At 71.5% G+C, this 18,092-nt stretch carries 14 protein-coding genes; 12 read left to right on the forward strand and 2 right to left on the reverse strand.

Annotation, left to right across the window (positions count from 1 at the left end; genetic code table 11):
- Positions 1-60 precede the first annotated feature (60 nt).
- The 12 genes from M4D82_RS28320 (at position 61) to M4D82_RS28375 (ending at position 13,617) form a co-directional block, all read left to right on the forward strand.
- Entirely contained in the window at positions 61-1,134 is a 1,074-nt protein-coding gene (locus tag M4D82_RS28320; RefSeq protein ID WP_249769285.1) for a FecCD family ABC transporter permease, read from the forward strand.
- Positions 1,131-2,240, forward strand: a complete 1,110-nt coding sequence (locus M4D82_RS28325) for a FecCD family ABC transporter permease (RefSeq protein WP_249769296.1) — start codon at positions 1,131-1,133, stop codon at positions 2,238-2,240. Before M4D82_RS28320 ends, M4D82_RS28325 begins: the two co-directional genes overlap by 4 nt.
- 2 nt (positions 2,241-2,242) lie before the next feature.
- Positions 2,243-3,073, forward strand: coding sequence for an ABC transporter ATP-binding protein (locus M4D82_RS28330; RefSeq protein ID WP_249769298.1), 831 nt, complete (start codon positions 2,243-2,245; stop codon positions 3,071-3,073).
- A gap of 200 nt (positions 3,074-3,273) precedes the next feature.
- The gene (locus tag M4D82_RS28335; RefSeq protein WP_249769300.1) at positions 3,274-4,587 is read left to right on the forward strand and encodes a cytochrome P450; all 1,314 of its coding nucleotides are present in this window, start codon (positions 3,274-3,276) and stop codon (positions 4,585-4,587) included.
- Between the two features lie 75 nt (positions 4,588-4,662).
- Positions 4,663-6,024, forward strand: a complete 1,362-nt coding sequence (locus M4D82_RS28340) for an alanine racemase (RefSeq protein ID WP_249769333.1) — start codon at positions 4,663-4,665, stop codon at positions 6,022-6,024.
- 29 nt (positions 6,025-6,053) lie between these two features.
- Positions 6,054-7,034 (forward strand): ornithine cyclodeaminase, encoded by a 981-nt coding sequence (locus M4D82_RS28345; protein WP_249769335.1) that lies wholly within the window; start codon positions 6,054-6,056, stop codon positions 7,032-7,034.
- On the forward strand, positions 7,031-8,491 hold the full coding sequence (locus tag M4D82_RS28350) for an MATE family efflux transporter (RefSeq protein WP_249769337.1): 1,461 nt from the start codon (positions 7,031-7,033) through the stop codon (positions 8,489-8,491). Before M4D82_RS28345 ends, M4D82_RS28350 begins: the two co-directional genes overlap by 4 nt.
- On the forward strand, positions 8,488-9,630 hold the full coding sequence (gene hisC / locus M4D82_RS28355) for a histidinol-phosphate transaminase (RefSeq protein ID WP_249769339.1): 1,143 nt from the start codon (positions 8,488-8,490) through the stop codon (positions 9,628-9,630). The genes M4D82_RS28350 and hisC overlap by 4 nt, the downstream gene beginning before the upstream one ends.
- Entirely contained in the window at positions 9,627-10,610 is a 984-nt protein-coding gene (locus M4D82_RS28360) for a PLP-dependent cysteine synthase family protein (protein WP_249769341.1), read from the forward strand. The genes hisC and M4D82_RS28360 overlap by 4 nt, the downstream gene beginning before the upstream one ends.
- A gap of 62 nt (positions 10,611-10,672) precedes the next feature.
- A complete protein-coding gene (locus M4D82_RS28365) occupies positions 10,673-11,692 on the forward strand; it encodes an ABC transporter substrate-binding protein (RefSeq protein WP_249769343.1) in 1,020 nt (339 codons plus the stop codon).
- An 81-nt stretch (positions 11,693-11,773) separates the two neighbouring features.
- A complete protein-coding gene (locus M4D82_RS28370) occupies positions 11,774-12,802 on the forward strand; it encodes a FecCD family ABC transporter permease (protein WP_502989099.1) in 1,029 nt (342 codons plus the stop codon).
- Complete coding sequence (locus M4D82_RS28375) at positions 12,802-13,617, forward strand: ABC transporter ATP-binding protein (RefSeq protein ID WP_249769371.1); 816 nt, start codon at positions 12,802-12,804, stop codon at positions 13,615-13,617. Before M4D82_RS28370 ends, M4D82_RS28375 begins: the two co-directional genes overlap by 1 nt.
- Positions 13,618-13,620: 3 nt before the next feature.
- Here the strand turns inward: M4D82_RS28375 and M4D82_RS28380 are convergent, their stop codons facing one another.
- Both M4D82_RS28380 and drmB read right to left on the reverse strand, forming a co-directional pair.
- Complete coding sequence (locus tag M4D82_RS28380) at positions 13,621-16,053, reverse strand: ATP-binding cassette domain-containing protein (protein ID WP_249769383.1); 2,433 nt, start codon at positions 16,051-16,053, stop codon at positions 13,621-13,623.
- 169 nt (positions 16,054-16,222) lie between these two features.
- A complete protein-coding gene (gene drmB, locus M4D82_RS28385) occupies positions 16,223-18,091 on the reverse strand; it encodes an MrfA Zn-binding domain-containing protein (protein ID WP_249769385.1) in 1,869 nt (622 codons plus the stop codon).
- Position 18,092: the final 1 nt, after the last annotated feature.

Genomic DNA, 18,092 nt, shown 5'->3' on the forward strand with positions numbered 1-18,092 from the left:
GGGTCCACATCCAGCGAGCGGACACCTCAATTCGTTAAGGTGTGCCTTACCTTGTGAGGCGTGACCTTGAAGCCCGACGTCCGAGGGGCGGCCGACACAGCCCGCCCCGCGCCGCCACCCCGCCCCGCCCCTCGCCGAACCGGCACGCGTGCCGTACTGACGGCAGCGCTCCTCGCCGCCGTCTTCGCGGCCGTATGCGCCTCGCTCGCCATCGGCACCAAGGCCGTCCCGCTCTCCGACGTGCTCACCGCGATAGCCGGCGGCACCGACGGCGACGCCGTGGTCATCCGGGAACTGCGCATGCCGCGCACCCTCCTCGGGCTGATCGTCGGCATCTCGCTGGGCGCGGCCGGGGCAGTGGCCCAGGACATCACGCGCAACCCGCTCGGCGACCCCGGCCTCATCGGCATCAGCGCCGGCGGCGCCTTCGCCGTCGCGCTGAGCATCGGAGCACTGGGCCTGACGAGCCCTTACCACTACATCTGGTTCGCCTTCCTCGGCGCCGCGCTCGCCGGCCTGCTCGCGTACGCCGTCGGCGGGACCGGATACGGCGGCGCCACCCCCGCCAAACTGGCGCTCGCCGGGGCCGCTGTCACCGTCCTGCTCGACGCGGGCACCAACACCCTGATCCTGCTCGACGTCCGCACCCTGGACCAGTACCGCTTCTGGGCGGTCGGCTCCCTCGCCGGCCGGGACTCCGAACTCGCCCTGAACCTCCTGCCGTTCGCCGCCGTCGGGCTCCTGCTGGCGATCGGGCTCAGCGGCCGGCTCAACGCCCTCGCCCTCGGCGACGACCTCGCCAGCAGCCTGGGCACGAAGGTCCGCTCGACGCGCGCGCTGGGCGCCGTGGCCGTCATCCTGCTCGCGGGTACGGCCGTCGCCGCCGCCGGCCCGGTCACCTTCATCGGCCTGGTCGTCCCGCACATCGTGCGGTCCTTCACCGGGCCCGATGCCCGCTGGCTCGTGCCCTGTTCGGCGCTGGGCGGCGCGGTCCTCATGCTGACCGCCGACGTCGTCGGCCGGATGGTCGCCCGACCGGGCGAACTGGAGGCCGGAGTCGTCACCGCCCTGCTCGGCGCCCCCTTCCTCGCCCTCCTCGTCAAGCGGGGCAAGCTGAAGGAGCACACCCGATGAGCACGACGACGCGGCCCACCCGGCAGCGGACGCCGAGCCCGACGCCCCGTCCGCGCCTGCTGCGCCTGGAGGTCGGCCCGGTCGGCGTCGCCGTACGCCCCCGTGTCGCCCTCACCGTCCTCGGCCTCGTCCTCACCGGGTTCGCGGGGCTGATCGCCTCCGTCTCCCTCGGTACGTACGCCATCCCGGTCGGCGACGTGGTCGGCGCGGTCCTCGGCTTCGGCGACGGCGCCGCCGACCTGATCGTCCATCAACTGCGACTGCCGCGCGCCCTGACCGCGCTCCTGGTCGGCGCCGCGTTCGGCCTGGCCGGCGCGGTCTACCAGGCCGTCACCCGCAACTCCCTGGCCAGCCCCGACCTCATCGGCATCGCGGCCGGCTCCGGGGCGGGCGCCGTCACCGCGATCCTGATCGGCGGGGCCACCTCGGCAGCGGCGGGCACGTTCGGCGCCGTGCCGTTCGGGGCGCTCGCCGGCGCGCTGCTCACGTCCGCCGCGATCTACCTGCTCGCCTACCGCGACGGCACCATCACCGGCTACCGCTTCGTCCTCGTCGGCCTCGCCGCGAACGGCGCCCTGCTCGCCCTGACCCGCTGGGCGCTGGCCCGCGCCGACATCGACCAGGCCTCCCGCGCCATGGTCTGGCTCACCGGCAGCCTCAACGGCCGCGGTTACGAACACGTCCAGTGGTCCGGGATCGCCCTCGTGGTCCTCCTGCCGCTGACGCTGGCGCTGGCCCGTCCGTACCAGTTGCTCCAGTACGACGACGACACCGCCCGCAGCCTCGGCATCCCGCTGCGGCACTCGCGGATCGCCCTGCTGGTGCTCGCCACCTGCCTCACCGCCCTGGCCACCTCGGCCGCCGGACCGATCGCCTTCATCGCGCTCGGCGCCCCGCAGATCGCCCGCAGGCTCACCGGCACCGCCGGGATCCCGCTGATGACCAGCGCCCTCACCGGCGCGGTGCTCCTGGTCCTCTCCGACCTCGCCGCCCGCCTCGTGCTGGCCCCCATCGAACTGCCCGTCGGCGTGCTCACCGGCGCCGTGGGCGCCCCGTACCTGCTGCTGCTCCTCGCCCGGACCAACCGGGCCGGAAAGGGAGGCTGATGATGACCGCCCCGCTGACCGCCCCACCGACCGGCACCACCCGGCCCACCGCACTGCACGGCGAGGGCCTGCGCCTGGGCTACGGCGACCGGATCGTCGCCGAGGACCTCGACCTGCGGATCCCGGCGGGCCAGGTCACCGCCCTGGTCGGTCCGAACGCCTGCGGCAAGTCCACCGCCCTGCGCGCCCTGGCACGGCTGCTCAAGCCGGCCGACGGCACCGTACTGATGGACGGCGAGGACATCGCCGCCCTCTCCGCACGGGACTTCGCCCTGCGCCTGGCCCTGCTGCCGCAGACGCCCAGCGCGCCGGACGGCATCACCGTGCGGGACCTGGTCGCCCGCGGCCGCACGCCCCACCAGCGGTGGTGGCGCCAGTGGTCCTCGACGGACGAGGCCGCCGTCGACGCCGCCCTCACCGCCACCGGCGCCGCGGAGCTGGCGGACCGCTCCATCGACGAACTCTCCGGCGGCCAGCGGCAGCGCGTGTGGATCGCGATGGCCCTGGCCCAGGACACCTCGGTCCTCCTCCTGGACGAGCCGACCACCTACCTGGACCTGGCCCACCAGGTCGACGTCCTGGAACTGGTGGCGGAGCTGAACCGCTCCGAGGGCCGCACCGTCGTCATGGTGCTGCACGAGCTGAACCTCGCCTGCCGGTACGCCGACCACCTGATCGCGATGCGCGACGGCCGGGTCATGGCCGCCGGGACGCCCTCCGAGATCGTCACGCCGGAGCTGGTGCACGAGGTGTTCGGCCTGCGCGCGGCCGTCATCGAATGCCCGGTCGCCGGCACCCCCCTGGTCATCCCCCAGGGCGGACGCCGGACCTGACGGGGGCCACGACGGGGTGGCCCAGTGGCGGTCCCGGCCCGTGTGGACGAGCACGGCCCGAAAGCGAGCCGATCACACTCGAATCCCTGGACTGCGCGCGAGCCATCGCCGCTCGGGTGGGGTGTCGCGGGGGGCGTTGGCTCCCCTACAGTGCGTGATGTTCCGTCTCCTTCCGTCGCGTCGAACAGGAGTGGGCGTCCGTGGTCACGCAGGCCCTTCCGTCCCCGGCCGGTCGCCGGGTTCCCGAGTTGGATCAGGCCCTCGTCGGGCAGTGGCGCGACGGGGGAGGTGAGCTCGTCGACCTCTTCGCGCAGGCGCGGGAGCGGCTCGGCGGGGTCGCCGCGGTGCGGCTCGGGCCGCGGCCGACCGTCCTCGTCACCGACCCGGCGGCCGTGCGACACGTGCTCGCGCTCCATCCCGACCGGTACGTGAAGCGCTCGCACCGGGCGCGACTGCTCATCGGCGACGGGGTGTTGGCCGCCACGGGTGAGGCGTGGCAGCGTCAACGCAAGCTGCTCCAGGGGCAGTTCACCGGGCCGGGCATGCGCCGCTACGAGCGGCGGATCACCGCGGCGGCCCGGACCGCCGCCGATCGCTGGGACGCGTACGCCCGCACCGGTGAGGTCTTCGACGTCGGAGAGGAGATGCGCCGCTTCGCCCTGGACACCATCTGGCGCTCCCTCACCGGGCACCCCCTCGACGCCGTGACCGAGCGCGAACTGGCCGCCGTGGCCGCCGTGGTGGCCGCGCTGCCCAGCCTGCCCGCCGACGGGGCCGCGGCCCGGGGAGCCGTCGCCGCCGAGCTGGCCAGGATCGACGCCGTCGTGGCGCTCGCCGTCGCCGCCGCCCGCGACGGCGCGGCCGGACCCGACGGTCCGGGCCTGTTGCACGTCCTGCTGGAGGCCGCGGGCACGCGCCCCGAGTACACCGATCGGCTGATCCGCGACGAACTGGTCACCCTGCTCGTCGCCGGCCACGAGACCACCGCCACCACCCTCACCTGGCTGTACCTCCTCCTGGACCGCAACCCGAAGGCGCGCGAGGAAGCCCTCGCCGCCGGTGCCGAGGGCTCACCCGAACGACGCGACGCCGTCCAGGCACTCGTCCACGAGACGCTGCGCCTCTACCCGTCCGCCTGGATACTGCCGCGCAGCGCGGCGTGCGACGACGTTCTCGCGGGCTACGAGGTCGAAGCCGGCACGGACGTCATCGTCTGCCCCTACCTCACTCACCGGGACCCCGCCCTCTGGGAGGATCCGGCGCGTTTCGACCCGGGACGCTTCACCATGCCCGGCCGCCGCCCCGCCCACCCGGGCGGCTACCTCCCGTTCGGCATCGGCCCCCGGGCCTGCCTGGGCCTGCGGTTCGCCCTGCGTGAGTCGACCGCCCTGCTCGAACACCTGCTGCCCGCCCAGACCCCGACGTTCCGCTCCCTCCCCGACCGGGCCGCCTACGGCATCACCGTCCGCCCCGACGGCCCCGCTCCGGCCACGTTGGGAGGCCCGCCCGGCTAGCCCGTGTTGAAAATGAGTACCATCTTCATATAGAAGTACGGGGTGCTCATCTCTCGACAGCCGCGGGAGCCCCGGATGGCCGCAGTCCGGCCCTTCGCGCTCACCGCACTCCGGCATCCCACGGTTTCCACGCTCCTGGCGGATCACCGCGTCCTGCTGGCCGATCTCCTGGACGGCCTGGGATCACCGCTGCACGTCGTGCTGCCCGAGATCTTCGAGGAGAACGTCGCCGGACTCCGGCAGGCGTTCGCCGAGGCCGGTGTCACCGCCGGCATCCTGTTCGCCAAGAAGGCGAACAAGGCCGACTGTTACGTCACTTCGGCCGCCGCCCTCGGTGTCGGGGTCGACGTCGCCGGCGCCCCCGAACTGGTCAAGGCCCTGGCCGGGGGAGTGCCCGGACACCGGATCGGCGTATCCGGCCCGGAGAAGGACGACGCGCTGCACGCCCTCGCCGTTCAGCACGGCTGCCTGGTCGCCGTCGACTCCCTCAGTGAACTCCGTCGCCTGGCGGCAACCGCGCGGCTCGCGGGGCGAGAGGGCCGGGTACTGCTGCGGTCGCGGACGGCGGGTCAAGCGGGAAGCCGCTTCGGACTGTCCGCCGCCGAGCGAGAGGCCGCCGTCGGGCTGTGCGTGGAACTCGCCGACCACATCAGCCTGCGCGGATTCTCGTTCCACCTGAACGGCTACTCCACCGCCGAACGCGCGACGGCGGCGAACGAGATGATCGAGCACTGCCTCGACGCCAGGCGGCGCGGCGCGACCTCGGCCGAAGTGGTCGACATCGGCGGCGGCCTGCCCGTCCGCTACGTCGATCCGCGCCTCTGGGACGCGTTCCTTGAGCAGAACGAGCCCTCCCACTACCACGGGGGCAAGAGCTTCAAGGACTTCTATCCGTACGGCGGACAGTCCGCGCCCCAGGCGGTGCGGGCGATCATGGCGCACCCCGTAGACGGTGCCCAGAGCCTGGCGGCGAAGGCGGGACGCCACGGCGTCCGGTTCGTCGTCGAGCCCGGCCGGGCCCTGCTGGACCAGGCCGGATTCACCCTGTACCGCGTACAGCAGGTCGATGACCGCCGGGACACCGACGGGTACGCGATCGTCACCGTCGCGGGGAGCAGTTTCAGTCTCTCCGAACAGTGGTTCAACAGCGACTACCTCCCCGACCCGCTGCTGCTGTCCGCCGGGCCCGTCGCCGACGAGGTGTTCCCGGCCTGCGTCGCGGGCTCGACCTGCCTGGAGAGCGACCTGGTGACCTGGCGGAAGATCGGCTTCCCCCGGCCGGTGCGGCGCGGTGACCACCTGGTCTACCTCAACACCGCCGGCTACCAGATGGACTCCAACGAATCACCGTTCCATGACGCCGCACTGCCGTTGAAAGCCGTCCTCCGGCTCGGCGACGGCGCGGGCCCGCCGAGCTGGCGACTGGACGGCATCTGATGCGAACCCGAATGAAGGAGAACCCCCGCATGTCACAGACCTACGCACCCCCCGGCCAGTTGTGGATCCTGCCGCAATCGGAGCAGGAAGGGCTGGACGTCGACCACCGGCAGGTGATCGAGGTCGTCGAGCAGGCGTACCGCGCGCTGCGTGAAGGTGGCTCGAACAACCCGGTCAAGACGATCATCGACGACCCCGAACACCGCTCACTGAGCTACTCGATGGTGGCCAGGGACGGCGGCAGCGGCACCGTCTGCTTCAAGGCCGTCTACGAGTTCGATCCGCGCCGCACCCGGGACGCCTACCGGTTCCACTCGTTCGTCTTCCTCGTCGACGACACCACCGGAGCCCCCATCGCGTTGATGGACGTGGTGAAGCTCGGTCCCCTGCGGTCCTCGGCGACCACCGCGCTGTTCGCCCGCGCGGCCTGCCCCGACGCACGCACCGCCCTGGTCGTCGGTACGGGCGTCCAGGGGCAGATGGCGCTGCCGATGCTGGTCGCGGCCATGCCGAAGCTGGAGCGTTTGCAGGTGTTCGGCACCTACCCCGAGGGTCTGCGCGCCGTCCAGGACAGCGTCGAAGGCCGCGAGGTCGAGATCGTGAAGGATCTCCGGGAAGCCGCCGGCGAGGCCGACATCGTGATCGGCGCCGCCGGCCTGTCCGTCACGGAGGAGGTCCGGCGCGAGTGGATGAAGCCCGGGTCTGTCGCCGTGCTGCTCGGGTACGGCGTGCACGCCGACGTGTGCCACGGCGCGGACTACCGGATCGCCACCGACACCGCCCAGATGCACGCCACCTGCGAAGACCTGCGGGGCGAGGACGGCAGCCTGCCGTCCGTGGACGCCCAGCTGCCGGACGTCCTGCTCGGCCGGGTACCCGCCCGACGCCATCCGGACGACGTGGTTTTCGCCTACAACAGCGGTATGGCGGTCACCGACGCCGCGCTGGGCCGGTACATAGCCGACCTGGCGCTGGCGAGCGGGCGCGGGGACAAGGTCAACTTCTGGTGAGTACAGACACGACCGACACGACCGACAGCGCCGGCGCGACCGACAGGGCCGGCACGACCGGAACCGGCGCCGCCTGGTGGGTCACGAACTCGCGGGCGCTGCTCAAGCTCGCGTTCCCGTTGATCCTGACCAACTTCGCCTACGTCGCGCTGACCACCGTGGACATCGTGATGCTCGGCAGGCTCGGCGCGGTCGAGATCGCCGCCGCCGGTCTGGCCATCGCACTGTTCAACCAACTCCGCACCACCGGCACGGGCCTGGTCACCGGCGTCAGCAACCTGGTGGCCGAGGCCCGGGTACGGGAGGACCGGGAACGGATCGGCGCGGTGCTGTTCGCCGGGCTCTTCTGGGCGACCGTGTGCGGCGTGCTGTTCTGCGCGGCGCTGCTGCTGGTCGGCCCGCTGCTCGTCCTGCTGGGTCAGGACCCGACGGTGGTCGACAAGGCGGGCGAGTTCCTGATGGTCATGGCGCCGGGCATGCTGCCCTGCCTGTGGTTCCAGGCCCTGCGGCACTTCACCACCGGCCTCAAGCGGCCCGGCCCGCTGCTCGCCATCACCCTGGCCTCGGTCGGTGTGACCATCGCCCTGAACTACGTGTTGATCTACGGCGCGTTCGGCCTGCCGGCCTTCGGATTCGTCGGCGTCGCGATCGCCACCGTCACGGTGTTCCTGCTGTCCTTCCTGGCGTTCATCGCGGTGATCCTGCGTGACGACGTCCTGCGCCCGTACCTCACCTCGCCCGACGCGCGGCGCTGGAACGGGGACGCGGTCCGGTCCGTCTGGCGTCTCGGCCTGCCGATCTCGGGCACCTACGCCTCGGAGGCCGGGTTCTTCAGCGTGCTCACCCTGATCATCGGCTCCTTGGGCGCACACGCGCTGGCCGCGCAGACGGTGCTGAACCAGATCGTCTACATCGTCTTCATGATCTCCGCCGGCCTGTCGCACGCGGCGTCGATCCACATCAGCGAGGCCGACGGCCGCGACGACTACGTGACGGCACGCAGGATGGGGCTCCTCGGCACGGCCTGGGGCGTGATCGCGACACTCGTGGTCGCCGTCGTGTACCTCGTGATCCCGAACCCGATCGTGTCTCTGTTCATCTCGGCCGAGCACGCCGGGAACGCGGACATCATCGCGCTGACCGTCACCGGTCTGCTGATCGCCGCCCTCATGCAGGTCTTCGACGCCACGCAGAACATCGGCAACGGCATCCTGCGCGGCATCGGCGACACGGCCGGGCCGTTCCGGATTTCCCTCGTCGGCTACTGGCTGATCGGGCTGCCCGCGGGCTACCTGCTCGGAGTGACCGCCGACCAGGGCGTCGAGGGCGTCTGGATCGGCCAGACCATCGGCCTCGCCGCCACCGCCGCCATCCTCCTGGTCGCCTTCCTGCGCCGCGTCGGCCGGCTGCACCGAGCGTCGGCCGGCGCACCCGTCCCGGAATCGGAGCCGTCATGAACCCCGTCCTCACACCGGCCACTTCGGCCTCCTTGATACGCGGGGAAGTGGCGGGCCTGCCCAGCTACGATCCCGGCGCCGACCCGGACCGGGTGGCCGCCCTCAGCGGCGCCCGTCGCGTGATCAAACTCTCCAACAGCGAGAGCCCGTACGGCATCTCCCCGGCGGTGACCGAAGCCGTACGCCGGTATCTGGCCGGCGGGGTCTCCCGCTACCCCGATCCCACGGGCAGGCGCCTGACCGAGGCCATCGGGAGGAGCCTGGACGTGCCCGCCGAGCGCGTCGTGCTCGGAAACGGCTCGGAGAACATCCTGGAGCTGCTGTGCCAGGCCGTGCTCGATCCCGGTGACCTGGTGGTCACCCAGGCGCCCGGGTTCAGCCTGCACGAGATCTTCCCCCGGGTCATGGGTGCCCGGGTCGAAAAGGTTCCGGTCACCGACGGGTTCGGATTCGACGCGACCGCCTGGCGTGACGCGCTGGCCGCGGGCCCGAAGCTCGTCTTCCTCGCCAACCCGTGCAACCCCACCGGTGCGATGCTCAGCGCGGGGCAGCTGGAGCAAGTCCTGGCCGGCACCCCGGAGTCGGCGCTGCTGGTGCTCGACGAGGCGTACGGCGAGTTCGCCCGGCCCAACCCGGAGTACCCCGACGGGCTGGAGGCCCTGCGCGCGCTGGACCGGCCGTGGATCGTGCTGCGCACCTTCTCCAAGGCCTACGGCCTGGCGGGTCTGCGGGTCGGCTACGGCATCGCCTCCGACACGGCGCTGATCCAGGCACTGGACCGGGTCCGTACCCCGTACAACGTCAACCAGCCGGCCCAGGTCGCCGCCGTCGCCGCGCTGGGTGACCAGGCGCACCTGGCCGACACGGTCCGCCGGACCGGCCGGGAGATCGCCAGGATCGCCGACCGGTTGCGCGGCGCCGGACTGCGTGTCGTCCCGTCGTCGACCAACTTCCTCTTCATCGACACCGGTCGCCGCTCCGACCGGGTCGCCCAGGAGCTGCACCGCGCCGGAATCATCGTCAAGGCGTGGCGCGAGCCGGGATACGAGAACCACATCCGAGCCTCCCTGTCGACCCCCGAGGAGAACGACCTCTTCGTGACGTGTCTGACGGAGATCTGCGCGAAGGGCAAGTCATGATCAAGAGCAAAGTGTCCGAGCTCATCGGACGAACGCCGCTGCTCGAACTGAAGGTTCCGGACGGTTCGGCGACCGTCCTGCTGAAGATGGAGCAGTACAACCCCACCGGAACCGCCAAGATCCGGATGGCCAGGAACATGGTGGACGAGGCGGAGGCGGCGGGGCGGCTCACCCCCGGCGGGTGGCTGGTCGAGTCCACCTCCGGGAACACCGGGCTCGGCCTGGCGCTCATCGCCGCCGAGCGCGGCTACAAGTTCACCGCCGTCGTGGACAACCACTCCAGCACGGACAAGCTGCGCGGCATGCTGGCCTACGGGGCCGACATCCTCAACGTGGCCGGGGACGAGGAGGGCCTCGCCACCGCCGAACGCGACACCGTGGCCGAGCGCCTCGCGGCCGAGCACGGCGCGTACTGGACCGCGCAACACCGCAACGAGGGGAACCCCAACGGCTACCGGCCCCTCGCCCGCGAACTGCACGACGACCTGGGCGACGGCATCCACTACCTGTACGGGGCCGTCGGCACCGGCGGTTCGCTCTGCGGCACCGGCCGCGTCCTGCGGGAACGCATCCCGGACCTGAAGATCATCGGTGTCGAGCCGGTGGGGTCCGTCGTCTTCGGCGGGAAGGGCGCGCCGTACCACCAGTCCGGCACCGGTACGCCCGAGGGCTCGGAGATCGGCGGCGTCGTCGACTACGACCTGTTCGACGAGGGCGTGAAGGTCAGCGACTCGGAGGCTTTCGAGACCTGCCGCTACCTGGCCCGGAACTTCGGCGTCCTGATCGGCGGTTCGGCGGGCGGCGTGGTCTACAAGGCGTTGGAGCGGGCCCAGAGCGCGGGGCCGGACGCCACCATCGTCGTGCTGGTCTGCGACGGCGGCGACAAGTACCTGGACACCGTGTTCAACGACGACTGGATGGCGGAGCACGGCCTGCACGACGAACAGGTCGTCCACCGGCTGGCCGCGATGTTGCGGTGACTCCCGCCCGTCCTGCTGTCCTCTCATCCGAAAGTGGTACCTTCCAGCTAATGAAAACGAAAATGATTACCACCGTCTTTACGGCTCTGGCGCTGTTCGCGGCCACGGGGTGCGCCGGCGACGGGTCTTCCGATGCCGACGGGAAGACGAAGGCGAAGGCGACGGCGACGAGCGCGACGACGTACCCGTTCACCCTCAAGAACTGCGGCACCGACGTGACCTACAAGGCCGCGCCGAAGAAGGCCGTCACCCTGAACCAGACGGCCGCCGAGATCCTCATCCACCTGGGGGTGGGTGACCGGATCGCCGGAACGGGCTACGAGATCGAGAAGACGCCGGACGCGATCGGCGCGCAGTACAAGAAGATCCCGCTCCTGTCCCCGCGCGGGCAGGAGATCAAGCACGAGAAGCTGCTGGAAGCGCAGCCGGACTTCGTCTACGGCTCCTTCGCGAGCATGTTCACCGCGGAGCAGTCCGGCGACCGCAAGCAGCTGCACGACCTGGGCGTGCCGACCTACCTCACCGAGTTCGACTGCTCGTTCCACGAAAGCGTGGCCAACGCGAACTTCGACATGCTGTTCGAGGAGTACCGCCGGCTGGGCAGGATCATGGGCGTGCCGGCCGCCGGAGAGAAGCTGGCGACCGAACAGCGGGCCGTGGTGGACAAGGCGCTGAGCACCGTCAAGAAGCGGGACACACCGCTGAAGGTGATGTGGTTCTACTCCACCTACGAGGGCACTCCCTGGGCCGCGGGCCCCGGTGGTCTGCCGCAGCACATCTCGGAACTCGCCGGAGTCCAGAACATCTTCGCCGACGCGAAGACCAAGTGGGCGGAGGTGAGCTGGGACGCGGTCGCCGCCCGCAATCCCGACGTCATCATCCTGGCCGACCTGACCCGGGGCGAACCCAACGACACCGCCAAGGAGAAGATCGACCTGCTCAAGAAGGACCCCCTCACCAGCAAGCTCGCCGCGGTGCAGGGCGATCGGTTCATATCCCTCCCCGGCTCGCACATGGATCCCGGCTACGGCAGCGCGTCCGTGGTTCCCGCGCTGGTCGACGGCCTGAACAAGCTCGGCTGACCCCGAACCACCATGATGAACAGTTCACACAGCACTGCCGCGCGCACCGGGAATCCGATCACCACCCGTGAGAAGGTCCCGGTGCGCCGGCGGCGCGCCCCCACAGCGGCGCTCTACTTCCTGGCCGCAGCCGGACTGTTGGTGTCGGTCGTCGCCGCGTCGCTCTTCGGCAGTGCGGACATCCGGCCCCTCGACGTCGTCTCCACGATCCTGAGGCACGTCGGTCTGGGCGGCGTGGCCCCCACCGCGCCACTTCCCGGGCTGCTGGACGCCCTGATCTGGGAGTCGCGCTTCCCACGGGTGTTGCTGGCCGCCGCCGTCGGCATGGCCTTGGCGGTCTCGGGCGCGGTCCTGCAGGCGGTCACCAGGAATCCCCTGGCCGACCCCTACCTCCTGGGAGTCTCCTCCGGCGCCTCCACCGGCGCGGTCGCCGTGCTCCTGCTGGGCATCGGCGGCAGCGTCTCCCTCTCGACCGGAGCGTTCGTCGGCGGCCTGGTCTCCTTCGGCCTGCTGCTGGTCCTCCTCGGTGGGGGGCGCGTGGCCAGTCCTTCCCGCGTCGTGCTGACCGGCGTACTCGTCTCGCAGTTCTTCGCCGCGGTCACCTCGGTCATCCTCATGGTCAGCGGGGACGCGAACTCCACCCGGGGCTTCACCTACTGGCTGCTCGGCACCCTCGGGGGCGCCCGGTGGGAGGGGGTGACCGGCACCGTCCTGATCATCCTGATCGGCGTGGTCGCCGTGCAGTTCTTCGCGCCCGCCCTCGACGCCTTCACGTTCGGGTGGGACTCCGCGGCCGCGCTGGGAATCAACGTCACCGCGGCCCGCGTCTGGCTGATGGTGCTGACCTCGGTCATCACGGCGGCCGCCGTGGCGGCCTCCGGCGCGATCGGCTTCATCGGGCTGCTCGTCCCGCATGCCGTCCGCATCCTGGCAGGCCCGGCGCACCGCTCCCTGCTTCCTCTGTCCGCGATCGTCGGCGCCGTCTTCCTCATCTGGGTGGACGTGTTCGCCCGGACGGCGTTCTCGCCCCACGAGCTGCCCGCCGGCGTCATCACCGCGCTGCTCGGCGCGCCCGCCTTCGCGCTGGTCCTGAAGCGTCTGGAGTCCTGATGGGCCGCATCACCACCACCCGGCTCTCCTGGTCGGTCAAAGGCCACCGACTTCTCGACACCATCGACATGGCGGCCCCGGACGGGAAGATCGTCGGTCTCCTCGGGCCCAACGGCTCGGGCAAGTCGACACTGCTGCGCCTGCTCGCCGGACTGCGCCGCCCCGACACCGGAACCATCCACTACGACGACACCCGCCTGGACGACCTCAGCCGCCGGGTGGTGGCCCGCCGGCTCGCCGTCGTCGAACAGGACGTGTCCGCCCACCACCACGTCAGCGTCCGCCAGGTCGTGGAACTCGGCCGCACCCCGTTCCGCGGCCGTTTCGACGCGATGACCGAGCACGACCGGCGGGTCGTCGACGCCGCGTTGGAGCGGACCGACATCACCGACAGACAGCACCGGAGCTGGCACTCCCTGTCCGGAGGCGAGAAACAGCGCGCCCAGCTCGCCCGCGCCCTCGCCCAGGAGCCGCGGGAGATCCTGCTCGACGAACCCACCAACCATCTCGACATCCGCCACCAGCTCGAACTCCTCGACCTGTTGACGTCCCTGGACGTCACCTGCGTCGTCGCCCTGCACGACCTCAACCTCGCCGCCCGATACTGCGACCACATCGTCGTCCTCGACCACGGACAGGTGGCCGCGGCGGGCGCCCCGGAGGCCGTGCTGACACCGGACCTGATCAAGGCGGTCTACGGTGTCAACGTGCTCATCGACCGCGAACACACCACCGACACCCTCCGCATCACCTACCTGGCCGCCACCGCCACGCGAACGACTGCCGGGCAGGCGATGCGACTCGATCCTCAGTAGGGCTCAGCCGACGCCGCCGCTCACCACCGCGGCGGCGTCGGCCGGTCCCGTGCGGCTGCCGACGTACTCCGCCAGGTGCTCGCCCGTCAGCGTGGAACGGGCGGCGACCAGCTCGGCGGGCGTGCCCTCGAAGACGATCTGCCCGCCGTCGTGGCCGGCGCCGGGCCCCAGATCGATGATCCAGTCGGCGTGCGCCATGACCGCCTGGTGGTGCTCGACCACGATGACCGACTTGCCGGAGTCAACGAGCCGGTCCAGCAGCGCGAGCAGGTGCTCGACATCGGCCAGGTGCAGCCCGGTCGTCGGCTCGTCCAGGACGTACACGCCGCCCTTCTCACCCATGTGGGTGGCCAGCTTCAGCCGCTGCCGCTCGCCGCCGGACAGCGTCGTGAGCGGTTGCCCGAGGCTCAGGTAGCCGAGGCCGACGTCGGCCAGCCGTACGAGGATCCGGTGCGCGGCCGGGGTGTGCGCCTCGCCCCCGCCGAAGAACTCCTCGGCCTGCGACACCGACATCGCCAGCACCTCGCTGATGTCACGCCCGCCGAGGCGGTACTCCAGCACCGAGGCCTGGAACCGCCTCCCCTCGCACTCCTCGCAGGGGCTCGCCACACCGGCCATCATCGCCAGGTCCGTGTAGACGACCCCGGCGCCGTTGCACGTCGGGCAGGCGCCCTCGGAGTTGGCGCTGAACAGCGCCGGCTTCACCCCGTTGGCCTTGGCGAACGCCTTGCGGATCGGATCGAGCAAGCCCGTGTACGTGGCCGGATTGCTGCGCCGCGAGCCGCGGATCGGCGTCTGGTCGACCGACACGACCCCCGCGTCGGCCGGGATCGAACCGTGCACGAGCGAACTCTTGCCGGAGCCGGCGACCCCGGTGACGACCGTCAGCACGCCGAGCGGGATGTCCACGTCGACGTCCCGCAGGTTGTTCGCCGTCGCACCCCGGATCTCCAGCGTGCCCGTGGCCTCGCGCACCGTGTCCTTGACGCGCGCCCGGTCGTCCAGATGGCGGCCGGTCAGGGTGCCGCCGGTCCGCAGCCCCTCGACGGTGCCCTCGAAACAGACCGTGCCGCCCGCCTGACCCGCGCCGGGGCCCAGGTCCACGACGTGGTCGGCGATCGCGATCATCTCCGGCTTGTGCTCCACCACGAGCACCGTGTTGCCCTTGTCGCGCAGCCGCAGCAGCAGGTCGTTCATCCGCCGGACGTCGTGCGGGTGCAGCCCCGACGTGGGCTCGTCGAAGACGTACGTGACGTCGGTCAGCGAGGAGCCGAGGTGGCGGATCATCTTGACGCGCTGCGCCTCACCGCCCGACAGCGTGCCCGCCGGCCGGTTCAGCGCGAGGTAGCCGAGACCGATCTCCACGAACGAGTCCAGGGTCCGGCCCAGCGCGGTCAGCAGCGGGGCCACCGACGGCTCCTTCAGGCCGCGCACCCACTCGGCCAGGTCGCTGATCTGCATCGCGCAGGCGTCGGCGATGCTGATCCGCTTGATCTTCGAGGACCGGGCTCCCTCGCTCAGCCGCGTGCCGTCGCACTCGGGGCAGGTGGTGAAGGTGACCGCCCGCTCCACGAACGCCCGGATGTGCGGCTGCATCGCCTCCTTGTCCTTGGACAGGAACGACTTCTGGATCTTGGGGATCAGCCCCTCGTAGGTCAGGTTGACCCCGTTGACCTTGACCTTCGTGGGCTCGCGGTAGAGGAAGTCCTGCATCTCCCGCTTGGTGTACTTCGCGATCGGCTTGTGCGGGTCCAGGAACCCGGACTCGGCGTAGATCCCCACGGTCCAGACGTTGTCCGACTTCCAGCCGGGGATGGTGAACGCGCCCTCGGCGATCGACTTCGAGTCGTCGTAGAGCTGGGTGAGGTCGATGTCGGAGACCGAGCCGCGGCCCTCGCAGCGCGGACACATGCCGCCCGTGCGGTTGAACGTCGCCTTCACCGTCTTCTTCGCGCCGCGCTCGACGGTGATCGCACCCGCCGCCCGCACCGACGGGACGTTGAAGGCGTACGCGCTCGGCGGGCCGATGTGCGGCTTGCCGAGCCGGCTGAAGAGGATGCGCAGCATCGCGTCGGCGTCGGTGGCGGTACCGACCGTGGAGCGCGGGTCGGCGCCCATCCGCTGCTGGTCGACGATGATCGCGGTGGTCAGCCCGTCGAGGACGTCGACCTCGGGCCGGGCCAGGGTGGGCATGAAGCCCTGCACGAAGGCGCTGTAGGTCTCGTTGATCAGCCGCTGCGACTCGGCCGCGATCGTGTCGAACACCAGCGAGCTCTTGCCCGAGCCGGAAACGCCGGTGAACACCGTCAGCCGGCGCTTGGGGATCTCGATGCTGATGTCCTTGAGGTTGTTCTCACGAGCACCGTGTACGCGGATCAGTCCGTGGCTGTCGGCGGCGTGCGGCGCGGGCGAGCGGGTGTCCGTCCTCGTGGCCATTGCTGTCGTGTCTCCCTCGGTCGGCGGGGCGCCCGCGCGCTCTCCCGCGGCGGCACCCGGCCCGAGCGCGAAACCTTCGGGCCGACCGTCACGCTACCGGCGGCCCGGCGGCCGGCGCTTCTCGAAACCTGACCGGATCCGCCCGGGGCGATCCACGACGCGGGCCGCCTCACAGGGTGAAGAAGCCCGGGATCCGCCCGTCGGGGGTGCCGACGAGGGCGGCCCGGTCGAGCAGGACGTTGTTGTTCTCGCAGCTCGTCTCCGGGAGCAGCAGGCAGGCGTGGCAGGCGGCCAGGTTCAGGCTGTCGGCGCCGCTCGCCTCGGACTCCATGCACAGGGGGTCGTTCGAGCACCAGCTCGCCCGCCGCAGCGCCGACGCGAGGGAGGCGGAGAGGCGGTCCGGCTCGCCCTGGGCGACGATCCCGCCCAGACTGCCCGCCGAATCGCTGGTCGCCGTATAGATCAGTACGCCGGCCATGTCGGCCTCGCCGTAGAGCCGCTCCCGCAGCGAGGCCGCCGGGTAGCCGCCGTCCAGGCTCCATTCGTTGATCAGGACGTGCGCGAGGGCGTGCAGCAGCAGGAACCGGGGGGTGGCCGGGGACGGGGGCGCCGGCCTGCCGGTGGCGCCGATCCGGGCGGCCAACAGCCTCTCGTGGTTCTCCCGGATCCGCTCGGCCCGCTCGATCTGCCCCGGCTCGCGTTCCCAGTCCCGCAGCCGGTCCTCGTCGAGGCGGACGAACACCCCCTCGCCGCTCACCTCGAAGGCCGGCAGCCAGGTCGGCGGGGCGAGCGAGAGCGCGGCCTCACGCTGCGGGGCGTCCGCCTGGCTCGGTTCGTCCACCCGCCGGAACGACTGCAGGGCACGCACCTCGCGCAGCCGCTTGACGAGCATCACCCGCTCCAGTCCGTACGCCTCGCGCAGCCCGTCCGCCGCGCCCACCGGCGGTTCGCACACGAACTCCTGTGCCTGGTCCCCGACTTCGGGGTGGGCCTTGGACAGGCTCTGGTACTCGCCCGCGTAGATCTCCTGCCGGTGGCGCCGCGCCCGCGCCGCCGGGTCCGCGTCACCGGAGCCCCCGACCGCCGCGACCGCCGCGTCCTCCTCGGCCCGCCGGCGCGCGACCTCCGCGACCACGTCGTCCGGCCCGTACGCGGGATGGTGGCGCAGGAGGTTCTCGATCCGTACGTACCCCCGGACGGTGTCGGCGTCCTCCCCCTTGAGGCGGTCGTAGAACGGGGCGACGAGGCGGGCGATGCCCTCGCTCCACGGGGGGATCGACAGCGCGGAGTGCATCACGGGGAACCAGACGGACGAGGAACCGCGCTGGAGGGTGCGCGGCTGCTCCGGGCAGCCCTCGACCGGGGCGTCCTTCAGCCAGGGCCGCCGGCCCGAGCAGCGGATGCCGAGGTCGCGCAGGGCCCGCCGGCGGAAGGAGCCCTCCATCGACACCTCCGGCGCCCCGCAGGTGCAGCCGATCAGCACGGCGCGCAGTGAGGCGGTCGAGCCTTCGGAGCGCAGCCGCAGCTGTCCGCCACAGCCCCCCGGCTCCGTGCGGTGGCCCCGGTGGACCCATTTCCAGTACGGGAAGTCCTCCAGGTGGCCGCGCGCGCAGGCCACGACGAAACGCGACGGGACCAGGGACTCGGCGCAGGTCGAGCATTCGGCCTTGCCGGAAGGCGAGTTGAACTTCCGGTACGGCTGGAGCGCGCGGCACTCGGGGCAGGAGTACATCTCCGGGAAGCGCACGGCACGGACCCCGTCGCGGGCGGTGTCGGGATCCGGAGCCGGCGGCAGCCGGAAGCCCGAGACGCCCAACTGCCGTGACAGGCGCGGCTCCGAGACGAAGGGCGCCTCGGTGATGTCCCAGGAGTCGATGCCGCGGACGAGGAAGGACTCGTTCTCCACCGCGATCATCGCGCCGACGCCGTAGGTGGTGATCAGCTGGGCGCGACGGATCTCCCCGAGTCGGCGGGCGGCGCGCACCGGCGTCGAGGGAAGGCCGCGGGTGCGGCGGGCGCGGGGCTGGGCGGGGCTCATG

The sequence above is a fragment of the Streptomyces sp. RerS4 genome (assembly GCF_023515955.1).
Classification (GTDB): Bacteria; Actinomycetota; Actinomycetes; order Streptomycetales; family Streptomycetaceae; genus Streptomyces.